We start from the raw sequence: 17,960 nt of genomic DNA, 5'->3' as shown, positions 1-17,960 counted from the left end.
GCCTGCGGCGGAGGCACCAATAACCGTGTCCCCAGAATTATCAGGTGTGATTACCGGGTCCGTGGATTTATGCTGATTCTGGGCCCGCTTCCGGACATGAGTAGGACGACGGATCGGCGAGGCGGTCGCGACGACTCCTTGCAGGTGGTCGTCGTCGACGACTCGCCGTTCATGCGAGGGCTGATCTCCGACCTCTTGACCGACGCGGGGGTCGCGGTCGTCGGCGAGGCGGGCGACGGCGCCGAGGCGCTGTCGGTGGTCGCCGAGACGCGTCCGGACGTCGTGACGATGGACGTCGAGATGCCGGGGATGGGCGGGCTCGAAGCCGTCGAGCGGCTGATGGACGAGACCCCGACGCCGGTGTTGATGCTCTCGGCGCACACCGCCGAGGGCGCGGAGGTGACGTTCGAGGCGCTCGAACGCGGCGCGGTCGACTTCTTCTCGAAGCCCGGCGGCGAGGTCTCGGCCGGGGTCTCTCGCGAGTCGGACCGGCTCGTCGAGGCGGTCCGGTCGGTCGCGGGCGCCGACCTCGCCGCGGCGACGCGCGATCGGCGCGAGCGCGACGCGGCCGGCGGCGGTCCGAGCGCGGCGGCCTCGGGGGCGTCGACTCCTTCCGCGTCGGCCGCGAGCGCCGACTTGGACGGCCCGCTGACGGTCGTGATCGGCGCGTCGACCGGCGGACCGAACGCGGTCGAGCGCGTCATGTCGGCGCTGCCGACGGCGGACTGCCGGATCGTCATCGTCCAGCACATGCCGGAGGCGTTCACCCCGCGGTTCGCGGATCGCCTCGACGAGGCCTCGGCGTACGACGTGCGCGAGGCGAGCGACGGCGCCCGGATCGGCTCCGGCGAGGCGCTCGTCGCCCGCGGCGGGAGCCACACCCGGATCGACAGCTACCGGTCGGGGCGGCTCCGCGTGAATCTCGACGAGGACGACTCGCAGTCGGTCACCCCCGCCGCCGACGTGACGATGCGCTCGGCGGCCGAAGTGGTCGACGGCCCCCTCGTGGGCGTCGTGCTGACGGGGATGGGGTCGGACGCCTCCGAGGGAATCCGGGCGATGGCCGACGCCGGCGCGCGGACGATCGCGCAGAGCGAGGACACTTGCGTGATCTACGGGATGCCGAAGCGCGCGGTCGAGACGGGCGGCGTCGACGAGGTGTGCGACCTCGACGACGTCGCCGGCGCGATCGTGGGGGGTGAGGCCTGATGGACTCCCACCGCGCCGCGTTCGTCGCCGAGGCGGAAGACGGGATCACGGACCTGAACAACGCCCTGCTCGCGTTGGAGGCGGACCCCGAGGACGCCGAGGCGATGGACGACGTGTTCCGCGTCGCCCACACGCTGAAGGGCAACGCCGCGGCGATGGGGTACGAGGACGTCTCCGACTTCGGGCACGCCCTCGAAGACCTGCTCGACGCGGTCCGACAGGGCGACCGCGAGGTGACGCCCGAGCTGATGGATCTGCTCTTCGAGGGGGTCGACACCGTCGAGGCGATGGTGTCCGAGATCGCCGACACCGGCGACGTGTCGACCGATCCCTCCGACCTGGAGAGCCGGCTCCGCGAGATGGAGGAACACGGGACCGTCGGCGGCGGGGACGGCGACGCGGGCGACGAAACCGGCGAGCCGGAGACCGCCGCCGAAACCGGCGAACCGGAGACCGCCGACACCGACACGGCGGAAGACGGCGCGACCGGGGAGACCGGAGACGACGCGGACGCCGTCTCAGTCCCCGAACTCCCCGACGCGGCGGCCGCCCTCGACGACCCGGTCGTGTACGCGGACGTGACGGTCGGCGAGGCCGCCATGGCGGGGGTCGACGCCGCGCTCGTGTTGCAGGCGCTCGACGACCAGTTCGGCGAGTACGTCACGGTCCCCGACCCGGGGGCGCTGGAGGACGGGGAGTACGAGGAGCGGTTCGACGCGTTCGTCGCCGACGCCGACCCCGGGGTCGTCGCCGAGGGGATCGGCGCGCTCACGCAGGTCGAGTCGATCGCGACGGCTCTCGTCGGGGGTGACGACGGGGGCGACGCGGTCGAGGTGGACGGCGACGCCGAAGCGACCGCGGACGACGACGCCGGTGCTGCCGACGACGCCGAGTCCGACGCCGGTGCTGTCGACGACGCCGAGTCCGACGCCGATACCGAACCCGAAACCGACGACATCGACGGCGACGCGGACGCCGTCAGCGATGTCGACGATACAGACAGCGATGTCGACGATACAGACAACGAGGGCGCGGACGACGCGGACGCGGACGTCGAGAGCGACGAAGACGGCTCCTCGTCAGACACCAAGTCCGGCGACGAGATCAAGTCCATCCGGGTCGACGTGGATCAGGTCGACGAGCTGTACGGGCTCGTCGAGCAGCTGGTGACGAGCCGGATCAAGCTCCGCCGGGAGCTGGAGGAGCTGAACGCGCAGTCTGACGCGTTAGACGAGCTCGACAAGCTTGCGTCCAGCCTGCAGGACACGGCGATGGACATGCGGCTCATCCCGTTCTCGCAGGTGTCGGACTCGTTCCCGCGGCTCGTCCGCGACATCTCGCGGGACCTCGACAAGCGGATCGACTTCGAGATCGAGGGCGACGACGTGGAGCTCGACCGCACCATCCTCACGGAGATGCGCGACCCGCTCGTCCACGTCCTGCGGAACGCGGTGGACCACGGGATCGAGACCCCCGAGGAGCGCGAGGCCGCCGGCAAGGACCCGACCGGGCACGTCAGGCTCACGGCCGAGCGTGAGCGCGACCACGTCATCATCGAAGTGGCCGACGACGGCGGCGGGCTCGACCCCGACCAGCTCCGCGAGAAGGCGGTCGACGAGGGCGTCAAGAGCCGCGAGGCGGTCGAGGCGATGGAGGACGACGAGGTCTACGACCTCGTGTTCCACCCCGGCTTCTCCACCGCGGAGGAAGTGACCGACGTCTCCGGGCGCGGCGTCGGGATGGACGTGGTCCGGACGACCGCCCGCGACCTCGACGGCTCGGTCTCGGTCGAGAGCGACCCGGGAGAAGGGACGACGGTCCGGTTCCGCCTCCCCGTCACCGTCGCCATCGTGAAGGTGATGTTCGTCGACGTGGGCGGCACGGAGTACGGAATCCCGATCAAGTCGATCGCCGAGGTCGCCCGCGCGGACGACGTGGAGGAGGTCCACGGCGACGAGATCGTCCGCCACGAGGACGACCTGTACCCGGTGATTCGGCTGAACGAGCGGCTCGCGAACGGCGGCGCCGCGGCGGCCGGGGCGGGAAGCGGTGCCGGTGCTCCCGGCGGGGCGGCGGACGACGCCGAGTCCGCGGAGACCGACGCCGCCGCGACGACCGACGGCGGCGTGACCGACGAGGGGATGCTCGTGCGAATCCGCGAGGAGACGCGACAAGTCGCGCTCCACTGCGACGCCGTGCTCGATCAGGAGGAGGTGGTCGTGAAACCGCTCGACGGGCCGCTGTCGGGGACGCCGGGGCTCAGCGGCACGGCGGTCCTCGGCGACGGCGACGTCGTGGCCGTCCTCGACGTGGTGAGCCTATGAGCGGCGAGACCGAGACGGAGTTCGAGGGCGTCCTCAGACAGATCAACGACACGGTGCCGTTCGAGCCCGGCTACTACAACGAGTCGTACCTCGATCGCCGGATCACCGCCCGGATGCGCCGGCGCGACACCGAGTCGCACGCCGAGTACGAGCGGCTGCTCCGGGAGGACGACGACGAGCGCGAGGCGCTGATGGACGCGCTCACGATCAACGTGACGGAGTTCTTCCGCAACCCGGAGATGTGGGACGTGCTCCGCGGGGTGCTTCGCGAGCGGACGAGCGAACAGCGGCGGGTCCGCGTCTGGTCGGCCCCCTCGGCCGACGGCCGGGAGCCGTACTCGGTCGCGATGTTGGCCTGCGACGACCCCGAGATCGACGAGTCGCGCGTCGAGGTGCTCGGCTCGGACATCAGCGAGGAGGCGCTCGACAACGCCCGAGAGGGGGTCTATCACACCACCCGCACGACCGACATCGCGGCGGAACTCGAACCCCTCTCGGACCCCGACCGCTACGTCGAGCGCGACGAAGACGCGTTCCGGGTTCGCTCGGAGGTCAAACGGCTCGTCGACTTCGAGACGCACGACCTGATCCGCGACGGGGCGCGCGACCCCTTCGACGTGGTGTTGTGCCGCAACCTGCTGATCTACATCGACGTCGACCACAAGGGTGCGCTGTTCGACACGCTGGAGGCGTCGCTCGCGGACGACGGCGTGCTCGTGCTCGGGATGACCGAGAGCGTCCCGCCGGACCGCTCGGACAGGTACGAGCCGATCGACAAGCGCCGGCGGGTGTTCCGGAGGGTCTGATGTCGCTGTATCAGCACGCACGGGACGGGAACGCCGAGCGGCTCAGGGACGCCTTGGGCAGCGACAGCGCCGCGGTCCGGAAGCGCGCGGCCGAGTTCCTCGGGGAGGTCGCCGACCCCAGCGACCAGCCGTCGATCGACGTGCTCCTGCGTGCGGCGACGAGCGACGAGGACGCGCAGGTCCGGGGGGCCGCGGTGGACGCGCTCGACGAGATCGGCGAGGCGGCGCTCGAACAGCTCCTCTCGGAGCTCACCGGCACCAAGGGCTCCGAGGCCGAGTGGGTCACCGCTCGGAAGTTCGCCCGCGCGCTGCAGGCCGACCGCCCGGAGCTCCGGATGGCCGCCGCCAACGCGCTCGGCCGGCTCGACGACGCGAGCGGCCTCCAGCACCTCGTCGAGGCGCTCGACGACGAGGACCCCCGCGTCAGGCTCCGCGCCTGTCAGGCCTGCGGGACCTTCGCCGACCCCCGCGCGGTGCCCGAGCTGACGGAACGGCTCGACGACGAGCCGCGGGTCCGACGCGCCGCCGCCAACGCGCTCGGGACCATCGGTACGGATCAGGCGCTTTCTCCCCTGATCGACCTGCTCGCCGACGGCGACGAGTCGCTCCGGCGCATCGCCGCCGGCGCGCTCGGGAAGGCGAACAACCCGGACCCGGTCGAGCCGCTGGCCCGCGCGCTCGGCGACGAGAGCGCGGTGGTGCGCAACGCCGCGGTGTACTCGATCATCGAGCTGCTCTCGAACGTGCCGACCCAGCAGAGCCACGCGGTCCGCGACCGGGTCGTCTCCGAGCTGAAGCAGGCCGACGACGAGACGGTCGTCGAGCCGCTCGTCGAGATCCTCACCGACGGCCAGCAGAGCCGCCAGCGACGGAACGCGGCGTGGATTCTCGGCCGCGTCGCGGAGCCGGAGTCGGCGGTCGCGGTCGAGGCGCTGGCGGACGCGCTCGCGGACGACGACGCGCAGACCGCGCAGTTCGCGGCCACCAGCCTCAAGAGCCTCGGCGGGCCGATCGTCGAGGACCGACTCCTCGATCGGCTCGGTACCGAACATCCCGAAGAGGCCCGCGCGAAGGCGGTGTTCGTGCTCGGACAGGTCGGGGGACAGGAGACGCTCAACCGGCTCGAAGAGTTCACCGACGACGAGAGCCCCGCGGTCCGGAAGCGGGTGTTCTCGGCGGTCTCGAAGCTCCGGGCGGGGGGACCGTAAATGTCGGGGGAGAGCGGCGAGTACAAGGTCTCCGACACCCAGGCGCGGTTCGCCGTCGCCGTCCGCGAGGGGCGGAAGGTGAGCGACGTCTCGTGGACGCCGGGACGCGTCCTCCTCTCGAACCGCCGGCTAATCTTAGCCGGCAACGACGGGAAGCGCACGGTCCCGCTCTCGGATCTGGAAGGGCTCGGCGGGCGCCACGACGCCAACCAGTCGGTCGCACGCGTCTCCAACTACGTCAGCTTCGACCTCGGCGATCAGGTGCTGCTCGTCGCCGCCTCGGACCACGAGTCGTTCGAGCGCGACGTGTACCGGGCGCTGCTCGACCAGCGGACCGTGACCGCGAAACACCCGGCGATCGAGGGCGGCGTCGTTCAGGAGACCGAGTGGGAGCAGGCGCGGGTAAAAATCGACGAGAACGGGCTCAACGCGGCCATGGAGAGCGGCGCGTTCATAAAGTTCGACCTCGACGACATCAGCGGCCTCGACGCCGCGAAACGAACCGTCAACGGCGAGAAGAAGCCCGTGATCGAGGTGTCGCACACCGACGACGAGGGGACGAGCATCGAGACCCACATCGCCGGCGACCCCAACCGGATGCGGTTCGTCGAGGCGTGGCTCCGGAAGGGCGAGGAGCGCTCGTCGACGAACGTCGACCTCTCCAGCCGCGACCGGGAGGTGTTGATGGCGCTGTACTCCGGCGTCTCGCCGTTCGAGATCCCGTCGTTCCTCGGGATGGACGTCGACGCGGTCGAGGAGACGTTCGAGCGGCTCGTCGAGCTCGAAGTGGTCGAGGAGGTGCGGGTGCGCCGCGAGGTGGCGCTGAACTCCCGCGGGCGCAACATCGCCAGCGAGGCGATGAACGAGCAGTAGCCGGCTGGCGATCGCCGGCGGAGTCGCCGTCGAGGGATACCGCCGAGAAGTGGCGAACAGCCGGCGCGGTCGTCTTTTCCGCGGCGGTGCGCCGGGCTCCCGCCTCGGCCGCCGCGGGCGTCGCTCACGCCACGGAGGGCGTGGCCGCGGTATCCGTCATAAGCCGCGGGTTCGCTCGGACGCTCCGCACCGTCGGAGGTACTCCACGTCGTCGCGGCCGCTCCGCGTCTCCGCCGTCGAATCACTCTTAAGTCGCTCCCTGACCGAGGAAGCGCATGAGCTACGAGGCGGTGTTCTTCGACCTCGACAACACCCTGTACCCGTACGCCCCCTGCAACGAGGCGGGCAAGCGGGCCGCCCTCGCGGCGTTCCGCGACCGGGGGTACGAGATGGACCGCGAGACGTTCGACGAGCTGTACGCGACGGCGCGGCGGGAGACGAAGCGGGAGACGCGCGAGACCGCCGCCTCTCACGACCGGCACATCTATTTCAAGCGCGCGCTGCGGCGCCACGCCGGCGAGCACGACGCCGCCGACGCGCTAGCGCTCGGCGACGCGTACTGGGAGGGGTACGCGAGCGAGATGGAGCTTTGCGACGGGGTCGAGCGCGTCTTCGACGCGCTCACCGAGGCGGGGACCGACATCGCGGTCGTGACCAACCTCACCACCCGGGTCCAGCTCCGAAAGCTCTCGCGGCTCGCGATCGACGACCGGATCAACCGGCTCGTCACCTCCGAGGAGGTCGGCCGCGAGAAGCCGAGCGCGATCCCCTTCACGACCGCGCTCGCGGCGTTCGACCGCCGGCCGAGCGAGGCGCTCATGGTCGGCGACAACGTCGGCGCCGACGTGGCCGGCGCGAACGCGATCGGGATGGATACGGCGCTGTTCGTCGCCGACGGCGAGGCGCCCGCGATCGACGAGCTCGACGGCGACCGGCACCCGGACTACCGCCTCGGCGCGTTCGCCGACCTGACGGAGGTGGCGACATGAGTCGGGAGGGAGCCGATTCCGACGTCGACGCCGACGCCAACCCCGACCCCGACCTCCTGCGCGACGCGCGCGAGGCGGTCGTGGAGTACGCGCCGGCGCTCGCGGACCTGACGCCGGCGCGGACCGGGAACCTGAGCGTCCGCGAGGGCGAGCGGGTCGCGGTGACGCCCACCGGAGTCCCGTACGACTCCTTCGACGCGGCCGACGTGCCGGTGGTCTCGCTGGATGGCGGGCGGCTGGCGGGCCGGATGGCCCCGTCGAGCGAGGTGCCGATGCACACGGGGATCTACAAGCACGACCGGCCGGGCGCGATCGTCCACACCCACTCGCCGTGGGCGACGACGATGGCGACGCTCCACCGGAAGCTGCCGCCCGTTCACTACATGATCGCCGCGGTGGGTCGGGAGGTCCCGCTGGCCGACTACGCGCCGTACGGCACGGAGGAGCTGGCCGCGAACGTGGTGGCCGCGATGGCCGAGGCCGACTCCGACGCCGCGATCCTCGCGAACCACGGGCTCGTCGTCACCGGCCCGGACGTCGAGACGGCGGTCGAGAACACCCGCCACGTCGAGGACCTCTGCCGGCTCTACCTCCGGGCGTCGGCGGTCGGCGAGCCGCACGTCCTCTCCGACGAGCAGATGGCGACCGTCGAGGAGCGGTTCGAGAGCTACGGCCAACAGCCGGACGCCGACGGCTCGTAGTGAGGGGCGACAGCCGGACGCCGACGGCTTGTAGCAGGGGGCGACAGCCGGACGCCGGCGACTCGCACCCGACCGCTTCTTGCTCGGTTTTATCACTACCGAGCCGGCTACTGGATCGGTATGACCGACACGGAGCCGGCGGCCCCCGTTCGGGAGACCGCCGAATCGATCGCGACGATGGAGACCCGCGGCGCGGCGGCCATCGCGTCGGCGGCCGCGGAGGCGCTCGCCGCCCAGGCCGAGGCCGCGGCCGCGTCCGGCGAGACAGCGAGCGACCCCGCCGCCTTCCGGGCGTCGATGCGCGCCGCGGCGCGGACCCTCCGCGAGACCCGGCCGACTGCCGTGTCGCTGCCGAACGCCCTCCGCTACGTCCTCCAGCGGATGGAGGGGGAGACCGTCGAGGAGCTGCGCCGCAGCGTCGTCGGCGCGAGCGACGCGTTCGTCCGCCAACTCGACCGCGCGCAGGAAGACCTCGGGCAGGTCGGCGCGAACCGCCTCGCCGACGGCGACACGGTGATGACCCACTGCCACTCGACGGACGCGCTCGCCTGCATCGAGGCCGCCGTCGAGCAGGGGAAGTCGATCTCGGCGGTCGTGAAGGAGACCCGCCCGCGCCAGCAGGGGCACATCACCGCCGAACAGCTCCGCGACGCCGGCGTCCCCGTCACCCTGATCGTCGACTCCGCGGCGCGGCGCTACCTCGACGAGGTCGACCACGTCGTCGTCGGCGCCGACTCGATCGCCGCGGACGGCGGCGTGATCAACAAGATCGGCACCTCTGGGCTCGCGGTCAACGCCCGCGAGCGCGGCGTCCCGATCATGACCGCGGCCCAGACGATCAAGCTCCATCCGGAGACGTTGACGGGCCACACCATCGAAATCGAGATGCGCGACGAGGGCGAGGTGATCGACCCGGAGACCCGCGAGGGGATCGGCGAGATCGCGGTCGAGAACCCGGCGTTCGACGTGACGCCGCCGCGGTACATGGACGCGATCGTCACCGAGCACGGCCAGTTCCCGCCCGAGAGCATCGTGACGCTGATGCGGGAGCTGTTCGGCGAGGGCGCCGAGGAGCCGTGGGCCGAACCATGAGCGAGGAGGGCGCGGGACGCGACGGGACCGACGACTGGGAGGAGGAACTCGCGGAGTGGGACGAGGAGGTCTCCGAGTGGGAGGCCGGCGAGGAGGAGAGGGGAGAGGAGGACGACCCCGTCGACGACGACCCCGCCGCCGATGACCCCGTCGACGGCGATCCCGACCTCGAACCGGACGCCGCCGACCGCGTCCCGAAGGTGGTCTCGGCCGGCCACATCAACTGGGACGTGACGATCCACGTCGACGAGCTGCCGGAGCCGGACGGGGAGACCCGGATCGACCTGCTCGAACAGTCCGGCGGCGGCAGCGCCGCGAACGTCGCGGTCGGGCTCGTGGGATTGGGCGGCCAGTCGGTCGTCTACGGGAGTGTCGGCGGCGACGAGTCGGGCGCGCTGGCGCTCCGCGAGTTGGCGAGCGCCGGCGTCGATCCCGGACAGGTCCTCGTCGACGCGGACGCGCCGACCTCGGTGAAGTACGCGATCGTCGACGGCGGCGGGGAACTCCTCATGCTGGCGAACGGCGGCGCCAACGAGTCGTTCACCGCGGCCGAGCTCGACCGGGACACGCTGGCGGCGGCCGACCACCTCCACCTCACCGGCCAGCAGCCGGGGACCGCGGCCGCGCTCGCGACCGCCGCTGGCGAGGACGGAACAACCCGGAGCTTCGATCCAGGGCGCCGCGTCGGCGACCGCGAGTTCGAGGCCGCGCTCCACGCCACGGACGTGCTCTTCCTGAACGCCCCGGAGGCCGACGCGCTCGCCGACTCGACCGACATCGACCCGTGGGAACCCGACGACCGCGTCGTCGCGATCAAGCTCGGCGAGGAGGGCGCGACGATTCGGACCCCCCACGGCGACGTGTCGCACCCCGGCTTCGACGTCGACGCCGTCGACACCGTCGGCGCCGGGGACGCGTTCGCGGCCGGCTTCCTCGGCGCCGCCCTCCGCGATCCCGAGATCGCCGGCGACGGCTTCTCGCACGACCCGCGCGACTACCAGGTGCCCCTGCTCGTGGGCAACGCCTGCGGCGCGATCGCGGCCGAGACGGTGACCGCCCGCGCCGGACTCTCGTGGGACCGCGTCCGGTCGGTGATGGGCGAGTCCCCCGAGTCGGACCTGCTGATCGAGATCCGGGTCTGAACTGATTCGGAGGCGGACCGCGCTACCCGACGTAGTCGAACGCCACCGCGAGGTCGGCGGCACCCCAGAAGACGAACCGGTAGCGTCCGGGTACGAGGTCGGGACAGACGCGGAGCGCGTCCGCGTGCGGACCGTTCTCGACGAGCCCCGCTTCGGTCATCTCGAACTCCCAGTCGAGCGTCTCGCCCGGTCGGACGGCAAGCGCCTCGTCGGTGTACCCGAACGTGCCGTCCCCGTCGGTCCCGCGGATCTCGGTCCATCCCGACTCCGTGCGCAGTTCGAGGTTGTACTTCCCCTGATTGCCGACGTAGGCCTCGCGGCCCGAGACGTTCGTCAGCTCGATCCTGAAGCGAGTTCCGCGACCGATCGCGAGCTCCTCCGATCCGGCGTCGTCGTCCCCGGGAATCACGGCGCGGAGCGCGAGCGGTCCGTCGCCGCCCGCGTCGCTGCCCGCGCCGCCGCCGCCACCCCAATTGACCCCGTCCCCGTAGACCTGCGGGTGCCGCTCGAACCCCTCCGTCTCGCAGTCGAACGAGGCGGGGACGTTCGGGGGGTCGCCGTCGGGGCGGACGCCGCCGGGCAGCGCCTCGGGGTCGACGAGGCAGTCCTCACCGGTCAGCTCCGCGGTCTCGCCCCACCCGTCCGTCAGGGACAGTCGGATCGCGTCCGGCAGTGGGTCGGCAGTGACCCGAAGCAGCGCGCCGGAGAAGGTGATCGCCTCGCCGCACGCCTCGTCGGCGTCGGCGGTGTTCTCGACGGTCGCGCTCGCGACGAGCGTCCCGTCCTCGACGCCGACCTCGCCGAACGCGATCCGGTCGTGGCAGGTGGTCGGCCCGACCGACTCGACGTACGCGAGCACGGACGACGAGAAGTCGGTCGCCTCGACGAACTCCCCCGTCTCCGCCGGGGCGTCGTCGAACAGCCACCGGCTTTCGTCCTCGTCTGTGACCAGCGTGCAGAAGCCGCGCCGCGACTCGCGGCTCCACGCGGGGCCGGAGAGCGCGCCGCCGACCCGGTGGACCGCCGTGTCGGTGACGCCGGTCCCGCCGTCGTTTCCGTTCTCGCCGTCGCCGCCGTCCTCGCTGTCACCATCGTTTCCGTCGCCAGTTCCGCCGTCGCTTCCGTCTCCCCCGTCTCCCGCGCCGGGATCGGTTCCATCGGTACAGCCGGCGAGGGCGGCGACGCTTCCCGTCCCGATCCCGTATATCGCCGTTCGACGCGTGAGTTCGGTCATGGCGGGCGTCGCTACGACGGCCCTACATAAGGGCTTCCTGTAGGCGCAAACGCCTCTCTGTGTCACGCCGACAGGCCGCCTCGTCGCCGCCGATCGAACGGTCGTTTCGACGATCGTCGTCGATCGGGAGAAAAAGGGTGAGAGGACTCGATGAAGATTTAAACCGGTTTTGATGACGTTTTGAAACGTCGTCGAGCCGCGAGAAACGTGGTGAAATACCCCGAACCCTCTGCGGGCTATATGGGGTCGCCGGTCGTAGGAGGAAGTGTCCATGTCAACCCCCGCTTCCACGCGCCTCGCGTCCGGCCGGCAGGTCGCCGGACTGATGACCGGTACGGTGAAGGCCGCCGCCTTCTGGGCGGCGATCGCCATCCCGACCACGTACCCCGTGCTCCTCTACATGGGACTGGAGGGCACTCCCGGTCTGCTGTTCGTCGGCCTGCTGTTCGCGAATGCCCTGACGCTCGCGCTCGGCCACGACTACAAGCGCTGAGGCCGCCACGCTCTCCGAACCGCATCGTCACCGACGACCGACCGTCGCCCTCCGCCGACCGCCACCCTCCGCCGACCGCCACCCTCCGCCGACCGCCACCCTCCGCCGACCGCCACCCTCCGCCGACCGCCACCCTCCGCCGACCGCCACCCTCCCTCCCTCCCTTCGGACGACTGGCCGGCCGCTTACCGCTCTCGAAGCGCTTACCCACCGCCCGCTCCGACTGTCGGTATGACCGACGAGACGCACGTCGAGTGGCGCGACTGGGGCGCCGAGGCCTTCGCCGAGGCCGACGACCGGGACTGTCCGGTCCTCCTGTCGCTGTCCGCCACTTGGTGTGAGGGCTGTCACGAGATGGACGCGATCACCTACGCGGAGCCGCGGATCGCCGCCAACGTCAACGAGGGGTTCGTCCCGGTCCGCGTCGACGTGGACCGCCACCCGCGGGTGCGCGAGCGGTACAACATGGGCGGGTTCCCGACGACCGCCTTCCTCACTCCCGAGGGGAAGCTGCTGACGGGCGCGGGCTACCTCGACGTGGACGGGATGCGGCAGGTGCTCGAATCGGTCCGGCAGATGTGGGCCGACAAGGGTCGAGACGCCGGCCGAATCCCCCGCGCGCTCGACGCAGACCTCCCGCCGAGCGGGGAGGTGACGGACGCGGTCGAGAGCCACCTCGCCGGCCAGATCGAGGCGAAGTACGACGAGGAGCACGCCGGCTGGGGATCGGACGCGAAGTTCCCGCTTCCCCGCACCGTCGAGTTCGCGCTGAAGCGCGACCGCGACCGCGCCCTCCGGACGCTCGACGCGGTGCGCGACCACCTCGCCGACGACGTGGCCGGCGGCTTCTTCCGGTTCGCGGGGACGCCCGACTGGGGCGACGTGGCCTACGAGAAGCCGATCGACACGAACGCGGCCGTCACGCGCGCGTTCGCGAACGCCTACCTCTACACGGGCGACGAGGCGTACTTGGAGCCCGCGACCGACGCGGTCGAGTTCCTCACCGACGACCTCTGGACCGGTTACGGCGTCGGCGGAAGCGTCGGTCCGGGGCTCGGGCGCGCCTACTACGCCGCCTCCGCGGCGGACCGCGAGGAGCTCGACTCGCCCCGCCGTGACCTGACCGTCTTCGCGGGCGGGAACGCGCTCGCGGCCGACGCGCTGCTCGCGGTCGCCGCCTACACCGACGACGAACGCGCGCGCGAGTACGCCGACCGCATCCTCGACGGACTCGAACGCGACCTGATCGACGCCGACTCCGGCGAGGTGACCCGCTACCGCGGGAGCGACGAGGTCGGCGAGACGGACTTACTCGCCGACGCCGCCCGCGTCGTGAGCGCGTACGCCCGCGCCGCCGGCGTGCTCGGCGAGGGCGCCGCCGTCGCCCGCGCGGTCGCGGACCGAGCGATCGACCGGTTGCACGTCGACGGCTCCTTCGTCGACGGGCCGCGGTCGGGCGCGGGGCTGCTCGACCGTCCCTTCCGCCCGCTCGACGGCAACGTGGAGATGGCGACCGCGCTGCTCGACCTGGCGGCGCTGACGGGCGAGGAGCGCTACGAGGCGGTCGCCCGTGAAACGGCCGAGTCGTTCGCCGGCGCGACGGAGCGACTGAGCGTGCAGGTCGCCGGATACGGCAGCCTCGCGGGGCGGCTCCTCCGCGGCACCACCGTGGTCGCCGTCGGCGACGAGCCCGGCAGCGACCTCCACCGCGCCGCGTGGCGGGTCGCGGACCACGACAAGGTCGTCGTCCCGAACGCCCACCGGGAGGACGCGCCCGCCCCGCGGTCGGTGCCGACGGGGTCCGCGGTCGTGCTCGCCGGGGACGCCGCCTCCGAGCCCGCGGAAACACCGGACGAGTTGATGACGCGGGTCGCCGAGACGGTCGAGTAGCGACTTGACCGAACCGATTTCCTCCGGATCGGGGCGCTTTCGGTTCGTCATCCGCGTCGAATCCGACGGGGGTAGCTCGTGTAACGACCACCACTGCCCCGTGTAAACCGGCGACGTGTTTATACCGATCCCGACGGATGAGTCGGTATGGCATCTCTCCGCGACCTGGGGCTCTCGGAGTACGAGGCCCGCGCGTACCGCGCGCTCCTGCGCACCGGGCCGACGACGGCGAAGGACCTCTCACGGGCCAGCGAGGTCCCGATGGGGCGGGTGTACGACGTGCTCAACAGCTTAGAACAGCATAACTTGGTCCGGAGTCAGGCGGCCAGCCGACCGAAGAAGTACGCGGCGGTCGAGCCGGACGCCGCGCTCGACCGGCTGTTGGAGGAGAAGAAGCGGGAGCTGGAGACGCAGGCGGAGCAGTACGAGGAGGTCGTCGACGACATCTCGACGGAGCTCGACGCGGGCGAGCCCGTCGACGGGCAGTTCTGGACCGCCGCGGTCGGCGCGGAGGACGCCACCGACCTCCTCTTAGAGCGGATCGCGGCCGCCGAGCGCCGGATGGTCGTCGTCGCCGGCGCGCCCGCGACCGGCTTCGACCTCGGGACGATCGGCGAGCAGGTGACAGACGAGCTGGAGGCGGCGCTGGACCGGGGCGTCGAGATCCGCGTGCTGCTGTCGCCGGAGACGGTAGACGCGCTCCCGCGGAGCGTCGGCCGGCGGTACACCGCCGAGCTCTCGGACATGGACGGATTCGAGGTGCGCACGACCGCCGGCGTCGACGGGACCTTCTCCGTCTTCGACGGGATCGAAGTCTGTATCGAGGTGCCGCACCCGCTCTCCGGGGACGAGCCGTTCGCGATGATCGACGTGAAGGACGCGGAGTTCGCGGCGAGCGTGAAAGACCAGTTCGAGCCGCAGTGGGGCGAGGCGGAGCCGCTGACGTTCGGGTGATCCGACCCCGCTGTGACCCTCGACAGAAAACGTTCTGGGGCGAGTACGACCAGCACGCGAATAGCGGTGCCCGATAGCGGAAGTGGCCGTTGAAGTTCGTCGCTACCGAAATCGTAGTAAACAACCGTGAGCGGCGACGATCGCTTATAAAGAACGATGCGGTCGGCGCGTGCCGGCGAGCGGCCGAAGGCCGCGAACCGCGAGGCTGGGGCTTCGGAGGCCTTCACCGCGGAGACGTCGAAGACGCGATCGAGACCGATCCGACGAACTAGCGAGTCGACGACCCACCAAAACGAAACGCGAACGAAGAAACCGAGTACCGCCGCCTCAGGCGTACTTCGCGACGACGTTCAGCACGTCGTCGAGCTCGTCGCCGTCGAGCGAGTAGCGCTCCTGAGCGAACACCGAGCGCAGTTCGGTGCGGTCCTCGGGCAGGAGGTCCGCGATCTTCACCGCAGTCGGCACGTCGATCTGGTCGAGATCGGTCAGCTCCTCGACCAGCTCTCGGGACTCCTCGGCGTCGAGGTGGGCGAAGCGGTTGACGTGCTCGATCGCGCGGGCGAGTTCGTAGCGCAGGTCGCGGTCCTCGTCCTCCGCGCGCTTCGCCTCGATATCCACGAGGATCTCCTTCGCCTCGGAGGTGGTGACGTACTCCTCGTCGACCTTCTCTTTGAATATCGTCATTGCGTGTCAGTTCTGCTGTGCGCTCATGTGGGCGGCGGCGACGATGAGCGTCTTCGTCTTGCCACCGTCCGGGATCTCGACTTTGAACGCGGAACCCTGCTTGCCGACCACCGTACCGGTCCGGCCGTCGAAGCGCGGGTGGAAACGGCCCTTCTGGACGCTCGGGTCGATCTTGAGGTGGACCTGCGACCCCTCGTCGAACTCCTGGATCGCTCGCTGCGGCGGCGACGTGCCGCGGTCGCGGGGTTTGTTCGAGAGCTTGTCGCGGGTCGCCTTCTGGGGTCCATTGGAACTCGGCATGGTCTTGGGCGTCCTTCCGCTGCCGCGGTTATAAAAGGTGCGTTACGGCTCTCGACCGGGAGCCGGTACCATACCAGCGGTGGGGTCGTTTCGCCGTCGCCGCCGGATCGACGCCGGGTCTCCGCCGCCGGCAGACCGGCGTCGAGACCGCTCCGCCGCCACGCCGCCACCGAGACAACCCCACGCGACTCCCTCTTTCGAAAGGGCTAATCCCGTGACTCCCCACCGTATCCGTAATGAGTCACCAGCTGCCGGACGTCCAGGCGTCGGCGCCCGACGTCTCTGTCGGGCTCTCGCAGGTCGGCGTCACCGGCGTCGAGAAGCTCGTCAAGCTCGCCCGGGGCGACAAGCGCCCCATCGTCCTCATGGCGGAGTTCGAGGTGTTCGTCGACCTCCCGAGCGGTCGCAAGGGGATCGACATGTCGCGGAACCTCGCGACGATCGACGAGATCTTGGAGGAGATCACCCGCGAGGAGGCGTACCGCGTCGAGGAGGTCTGCGGCGACGCCGCGGAGCGACTCCTCGAAAAGCACGACTACACCACCACCGCCGAGGTGTCGATGTCGGCGGAGCTGGTCACCCGCGAGGACACGCCGGCGTCCGGGATCGAGACGCAGAGCACGGCGACGATCGTCGCCAGCGCCACCGCGACCGAGGCGGGCACCCGCGAGGAAATCGGCGCCGAGGTCACCGGGATGACGGTCTGCCCCTGCTCGCAGGGGATGAGCGAGGCCCGCGCCCGCGAGAAGCTCGCCGAGCTGGGCGTCGACGAGGAGACGACCGAGGAGTTCCTCGACGCCGTCCCGCAGCCGGGGCACTCCCAGCGCGGCCACGCGACGCTCACCGTCACCACCGACGACCACCCCGAGATCGACCTCCGGGACGTGATCGACGTCGCCCGCGACTCGATGAGCGCCCGGATCTACAACATGGCGAAGCGGCCCGACGAGGACCACATGACCTACGAGGCCCACGCCGACGCGAAGTTCGTCGAGGACTGCGTCCGCGCGCTCGCCGAGGGCACCGTCGCGGAGTTCGATCACCTCTCGGACGACGCGGTGATCCACATGAAACAGTCGAACGACGAGTCGATCCACCAGCACAACGCCCACGCCGAGCGGGAGGTCACGATGGGCGACCTGCGGGACGAACTGGACGCGAAGTAAGGAGAATTGTTCAAAAATCGGGTTGGGGGTATCGCTGGCGGCTGTTCATACGAAACTGACGACTTCGGGGTGAACTCTCCCAAAGCCCCAGCCGCTCGCTTATGAGCGGTTGACTGTCGACCGCCGGCGAACACCGCCAAAGCCCCAGTCGCCGGCGGCTGTCGGAGGGACCTTCGGTCCTTCGCTACTCACGACCGCCGAGGGCGGTCGCTCGGCGGTGCGCGCCACCGCCAGTCTTCTCATTCGGAGTTCGGATCGTCGCCGGCAGCGTCCCGATTCGTAACCCCTTACCTCCCGCGCCGTCGACTTCCCGCCGATGAACACCATCCACGTCGCCGGCGGCGTCGGTGTCGCCGACACGGCGATGGCCTCCTACGACGCCGCGCTCGCGGACGCGAACCTCCACAACTACAATCTCGTGGCGGTCTCCTCGGTCGTCCCCGCCGAGGCGACCGTCGAGTCGGTCCCGGAGGTGCCGGACCTCGGCCCCGCCGGTAACCGGCTCACGGTCGTCGAGGCGCGGCGGACGGTCGGGCCGGGCGACGCGGTCGACTTCCGCGAGGGCGGCCGTGCCGGCGCGGAGGACGCCGACTCGAAGCGGGCACCGCGCCGCCGCCCGGACGTGACCGCCGGGCTCGGCTGGGCCACCGGCCCGGGACCCGGGCTCTTCTATGAGGTGACGGGCGAGGACCCCGACGACGTGCGGGGACGGATCGAGGCGGGACTCGACGCCGGAGGCGACCTCCGCGACTGGGATCTGCCCGACCGCGAGGTCCGCGTCGAGACCGCGGCCGCGGAGCCCGACCGGTTCACGACCGCGGTCGTCATCGCCGCGTACGGGGAGTCCGAACCGATCCTGTAGGCGAGGGGGCGCCGAGCGAACCCCCTCGGGTTC

Annotated in this window: 17 protein-coding genes; 14 read left to right on the top strand and 3 right to left on the bottom strand. The window is 71.0% G+C overall.

Translation table 11 applies throughout. The annotated features are described in order from the left end of the window. Window positions 1-96: 96 nt before the first annotated feature. The 9 genes from cheB to ESO89_RS00415 all read left to right on the top strand — a co-directional run bounded on the left by cheB (window position 97) and on the right by ESO89_RS00415 (window position 10,344). Complete coding sequence (gene cheB / locus ESO89_RS00455; RefSeq protein ID WP_206731709.1) at window positions 97-1,209, top strand: chemotaxis-specific protein-glutamate methyltransferase CheB; 1,113 nt, start codon at window positions 97-99, stop codon at window positions 1,207-1,209. Further along, complete coding sequence (locus ESO89_RS00450; protein ID WP_128903727.1) at window positions 1,209-3,533, top strand: chemotaxis protein CheA; 2,325 nt, start codon at window positions 1,209-1,211, stop codon at window positions 3,531-3,533. Before cheB ends, ESO89_RS00450 begins: the two co-directional genes overlap by 1 nt. Then, window positions 3,530-4,339, top strand: a complete 810-nt coding sequence (locus ESO89_RS00445; protein WP_128903726.1) for a CheR family methyltransferase — start codon at window positions 3,530-3,532, stop codon at window positions 4,337-4,339. The genes ESO89_RS00450 and ESO89_RS00445 overlap by 4 nt, the downstream gene beginning before the upstream one ends. Next, window positions 4,339-5,547 carry a HEAT repeat domain-containing protein gene (locus ESO89_RS19140; RefSeq protein WP_128903725.1) on the top strand — a complete coding sequence of 403 codons (1,209 nt, stop codon included), beginning with the start codon at window positions 4,339-4,341 and terminating at the stop codon, window positions 5,545-5,547. Before ESO89_RS00445 ends, ESO89_RS19140 begins: the two co-directional genes overlap by 1 nt. After that, window positions 5,548-6,420: a CheF family chemotaxis protein gene (locus ESO89_RS00435; RefSeq protein WP_128903724.1), complete on the top strand. Its 873-nt coding sequence runs from the start codon at window positions 5,548-5,550 to the stop codon at window positions 6,418-6,420. Between the two features lie 275 nt (window positions 6,421-6,695). Next, complete coding sequence (locus ESO89_RS00430) at window positions 6,696-7,409, top strand: HAD family hydrolase (RefSeq protein WP_128903723.1); 714 nt, start codon at window positions 6,696-6,698, stop codon at window positions 7,407-7,409. After that, on the top strand, window positions 7,406-8,110 hold the full coding sequence (locus ESO89_RS00425) for a class II aldolase/adducin family protein (RefSeq protein WP_128903722.1): 705 nt from the start codon (window positions 7,406-7,408) through the stop codon (window positions 8,108-8,110). Before ESO89_RS00430 ends, ESO89_RS00425 begins: the two co-directional genes overlap by 4 nt. A 120-nt stretch (window positions 8,111-8,230) precedes the next feature. Then, window positions 8,231-9,202, top strand: a complete 972-nt coding sequence (locus tag ESO89_RS00420; RefSeq protein ID WP_128903721.1) for a ribose 1,5-bisphosphate isomerase — start codon at window positions 8,231-8,233, stop codon at window positions 9,200-9,202. Further along, a complete protein-coding gene (locus tag ESO89_RS00415; RefSeq protein ID WP_128903720.1) occupies window positions 9,199-10,344 on the top strand; it encodes a carbohydrate kinase family protein in 1,146 nt (381 codons plus the stop codon). The genes ESO89_RS00420 and ESO89_RS00415 overlap by 4 nt, the downstream gene beginning before the upstream one ends. Window positions 10,345-10,366: 22 nt before the next feature. On the opposite strand, the gene ESO89_RS00410 is transcribed toward ESO89_RS00415, so the two are convergent. Continuing rightward, window positions 10,367-11,578 carry a hypothetical protein gene (locus tag ESO89_RS00410; RefSeq protein WP_128903719.1) on the bottom strand — a complete coding sequence of 404 codons (1,212 nt, stop codon included), beginning with the start codon at window positions 11,576-11,578 and terminating at the stop codon, window positions 10,367-10,369. A gap of 271 nt (window positions 11,579-11,849) precedes the next feature. Between ESO89_RS00410 and ESO89_RS00405 the strand changes: the two genes are divergently transcribed. From ESO89_RS00405 to ESO89_RS00395, 3 genes are all read left to right on the top strand, one after another. Then, a complete protein-coding gene (locus tag ESO89_RS00405) occupies window positions 11,850-12,071 on the top strand; it encodes a hypothetical protein (RefSeq protein WP_128903718.1) in 222 nt (73 codons plus the stop codon). A 231-nt stretch (window positions 12,072-12,302) separates the two neighbouring features. Further along, window positions 12,303-13,961 carry a DUF255 domain-containing protein gene (locus ESO89_RS00400; protein WP_128903717.1) on the top strand — a complete coding sequence of 553 codons (1,659 nt, stop codon included), beginning with the start codon at window positions 12,303-12,305 and terminating at the stop codon, window positions 13,959-13,961. Between the two features lie 147 nt (window positions 13,962-14,108). Next, a complete protein-coding gene (locus ESO89_RS00395; protein ID WP_128903716.1) occupies window positions 14,109-14,915 on the top strand; it encodes a TrmB family transcriptional regulator in 807 nt (268 codons plus the stop codon). 327 nt (window positions 14,916-15,242) lie between these two features. Here the strand turns inward: ESO89_RS00395 and ESO89_RS00390 are convergent, their stop codons facing one another. Beyond that, entirely contained in the window at window positions 15,243-15,599 is a 357-nt protein-coding gene (locus ESO89_RS00390) for an RNA polymerase Rpb4 family protein (protein WP_128903715.1), read from the bottom strand. A gap of 6 nt (window positions 15,600-15,605) precedes the next feature. Next, complete coding sequence (locus ESO89_RS00385; protein ID WP_095637575.1) at window positions 15,606-15,899, bottom strand: 50S ribosomal protein L21e; 294 nt, start codon at window positions 15,897-15,899, stop codon at window positions 15,606-15,608. Between the two features lie 236 nt (window positions 15,900-16,135). On the opposite strand from ESO89_RS00385, the gene mptA reads away from it, so the two are divergent. Next, on the top strand, window positions 16,136-17,065 hold the full coding sequence (gene mptA / locus ESO89_RS00380) for a GTP cyclohydrolase MptA (RefSeq protein WP_128903714.1): 930 nt from the start codon (window positions 16,136-16,138) through the stop codon (window positions 17,063-17,065). A gap of 316 nt (window positions 17,066-17,381) precedes the next feature. Then, window positions 17,382-17,927, top strand: a complete 546-nt coding sequence (locus tag ESO89_RS00375; RefSeq protein WP_128903713.1) for a pyruvoyl-dependent arginine decarboxylase — start codon at window positions 17,382-17,384, stop codon at window positions 17,925-17,927. The last annotated feature ends 33 nt before the right edge of the window (window positions 17,928-17,960 follow it).

This window comes from Halorubrum amylolyticum (assembly GCF_004114995.1).
In the GTDB taxonomy this organism is placed as follows: domain Archaea; phylum Halobacteriota; class Halobacteria; order Halobacteriales; family Haloferacaceae; genus Halorubrum; species Halorubrum amylolyticum.
This window is presented reverse-complemented; position numbering and strand designations above follow the sequence as displayed.

Coding starts and splice junctions, on each gene's coding strand:
- cheB (WP_206731709.1), top strand. CDS start 97: ATGAGTAGGACGACGGATCGGCGAGGCGGTCGCGACGACTCCTTGCAG.
- ESO89_RS00450 (WP_128903727.1), top strand. CDS start 1,209: ATGGACTCCCACCGCGCCGCGTTCGTCGCCGAGGCGGAAGACGGGATC.
- ESO89_RS00445 (WP_128903726.1), top strand. CDS start 3,530: ATGAGCGGCGAGACCGAGACGGAGTTCGAGGGCGTCCTCAGACAGATC.
- ESO89_RS19140 (WP_128903725.1), top strand. CDS start 4,339: ATGTCGCTGTATCAGCACGCACGGGACGGGAACGCCGAGCGGCTCAGG.
- ESO89_RS00435 (WP_128903724.1), top strand. CDS start 5,548: ATGTCGGGGGAGAGCGGCGAGTACAAGGTCTCCGACACCCAGGCGCGG.
- ESO89_RS00430 (WP_128903723.1), top strand. CDS start 6,696: ATGAGCTACGAGGCGGTGTTCTTCGACCTCGACAACACCCTGTACCCG.
- ESO89_RS00425 (WP_128903722.1), top strand. CDS start 7,406: ATGAGTCGGGAGGGAGCCGATTCCGACGTCGACGCCGACGCCAACCCC.
- ESO89_RS00420 (WP_128903721.1), top strand. CDS start 8,231: ATGACCGACACGGAGCCGGCGGCCCCCGTTCGGGAGACCGCCGAATCG.
- ESO89_RS00415 (WP_128903720.1), top strand. CDS start 9,199: ATGAGCGAGGAGGGCGCGGGACGCGACGGGACCGACGACTGGGAGGAG.
- ESO89_RS00410 (WP_128903719.1), bottom strand. CDS start 11,578: ATGACCGAACTCACGCGTCGAACGGCGATATACGGGATCGGGACGGGA.
- ESO89_RS00405 (WP_128903718.1), top strand. CDS start 11,850: ATGTCAACCCCCGCTTCCACGCGCCTCGCGTCCGGCCGGCAGGTCGCC.
- ESO89_RS00400 (WP_128903717.1), top strand. CDS start 12,303: ATGACCGACGAGACGCACGTCGAGTGGCGCGACTGGGGCGCCGAGGCC.
- ESO89_RS00395 (WP_128903716.1), top strand. CDS start 14,109: ATGGCATCTCTCCGCGACCTGGGGCTCTCGGAGTACGAGGCCCGCGCG.
- ESO89_RS00390 (WP_128903715.1), bottom strand. CDS start 15,599: ATGACGATATTCAAAGAGAAGGTCGACGAGGAGTACGTCACCACCTCC.
- ESO89_RS00385 (WP_095637575.1), bottom strand. CDS start 15,899: ATGCCGAGTTCCAATGGACCCCAGAAGGCGACCCGCGACAAGCTCTCG.
- mptA (WP_128903714.1), top strand. CDS start 16,136: ATGAGTCACCAGCTGCCGGACGTCCAGGCGTCGGCGCCCGACGTCTCT.
- ESO89_RS00375 (WP_128903713.1), top strand. CDS start 17,382: ATGAACACCATCCACGTCGCCGGCGGCGTCGGTGTCGCCGACACGGCG.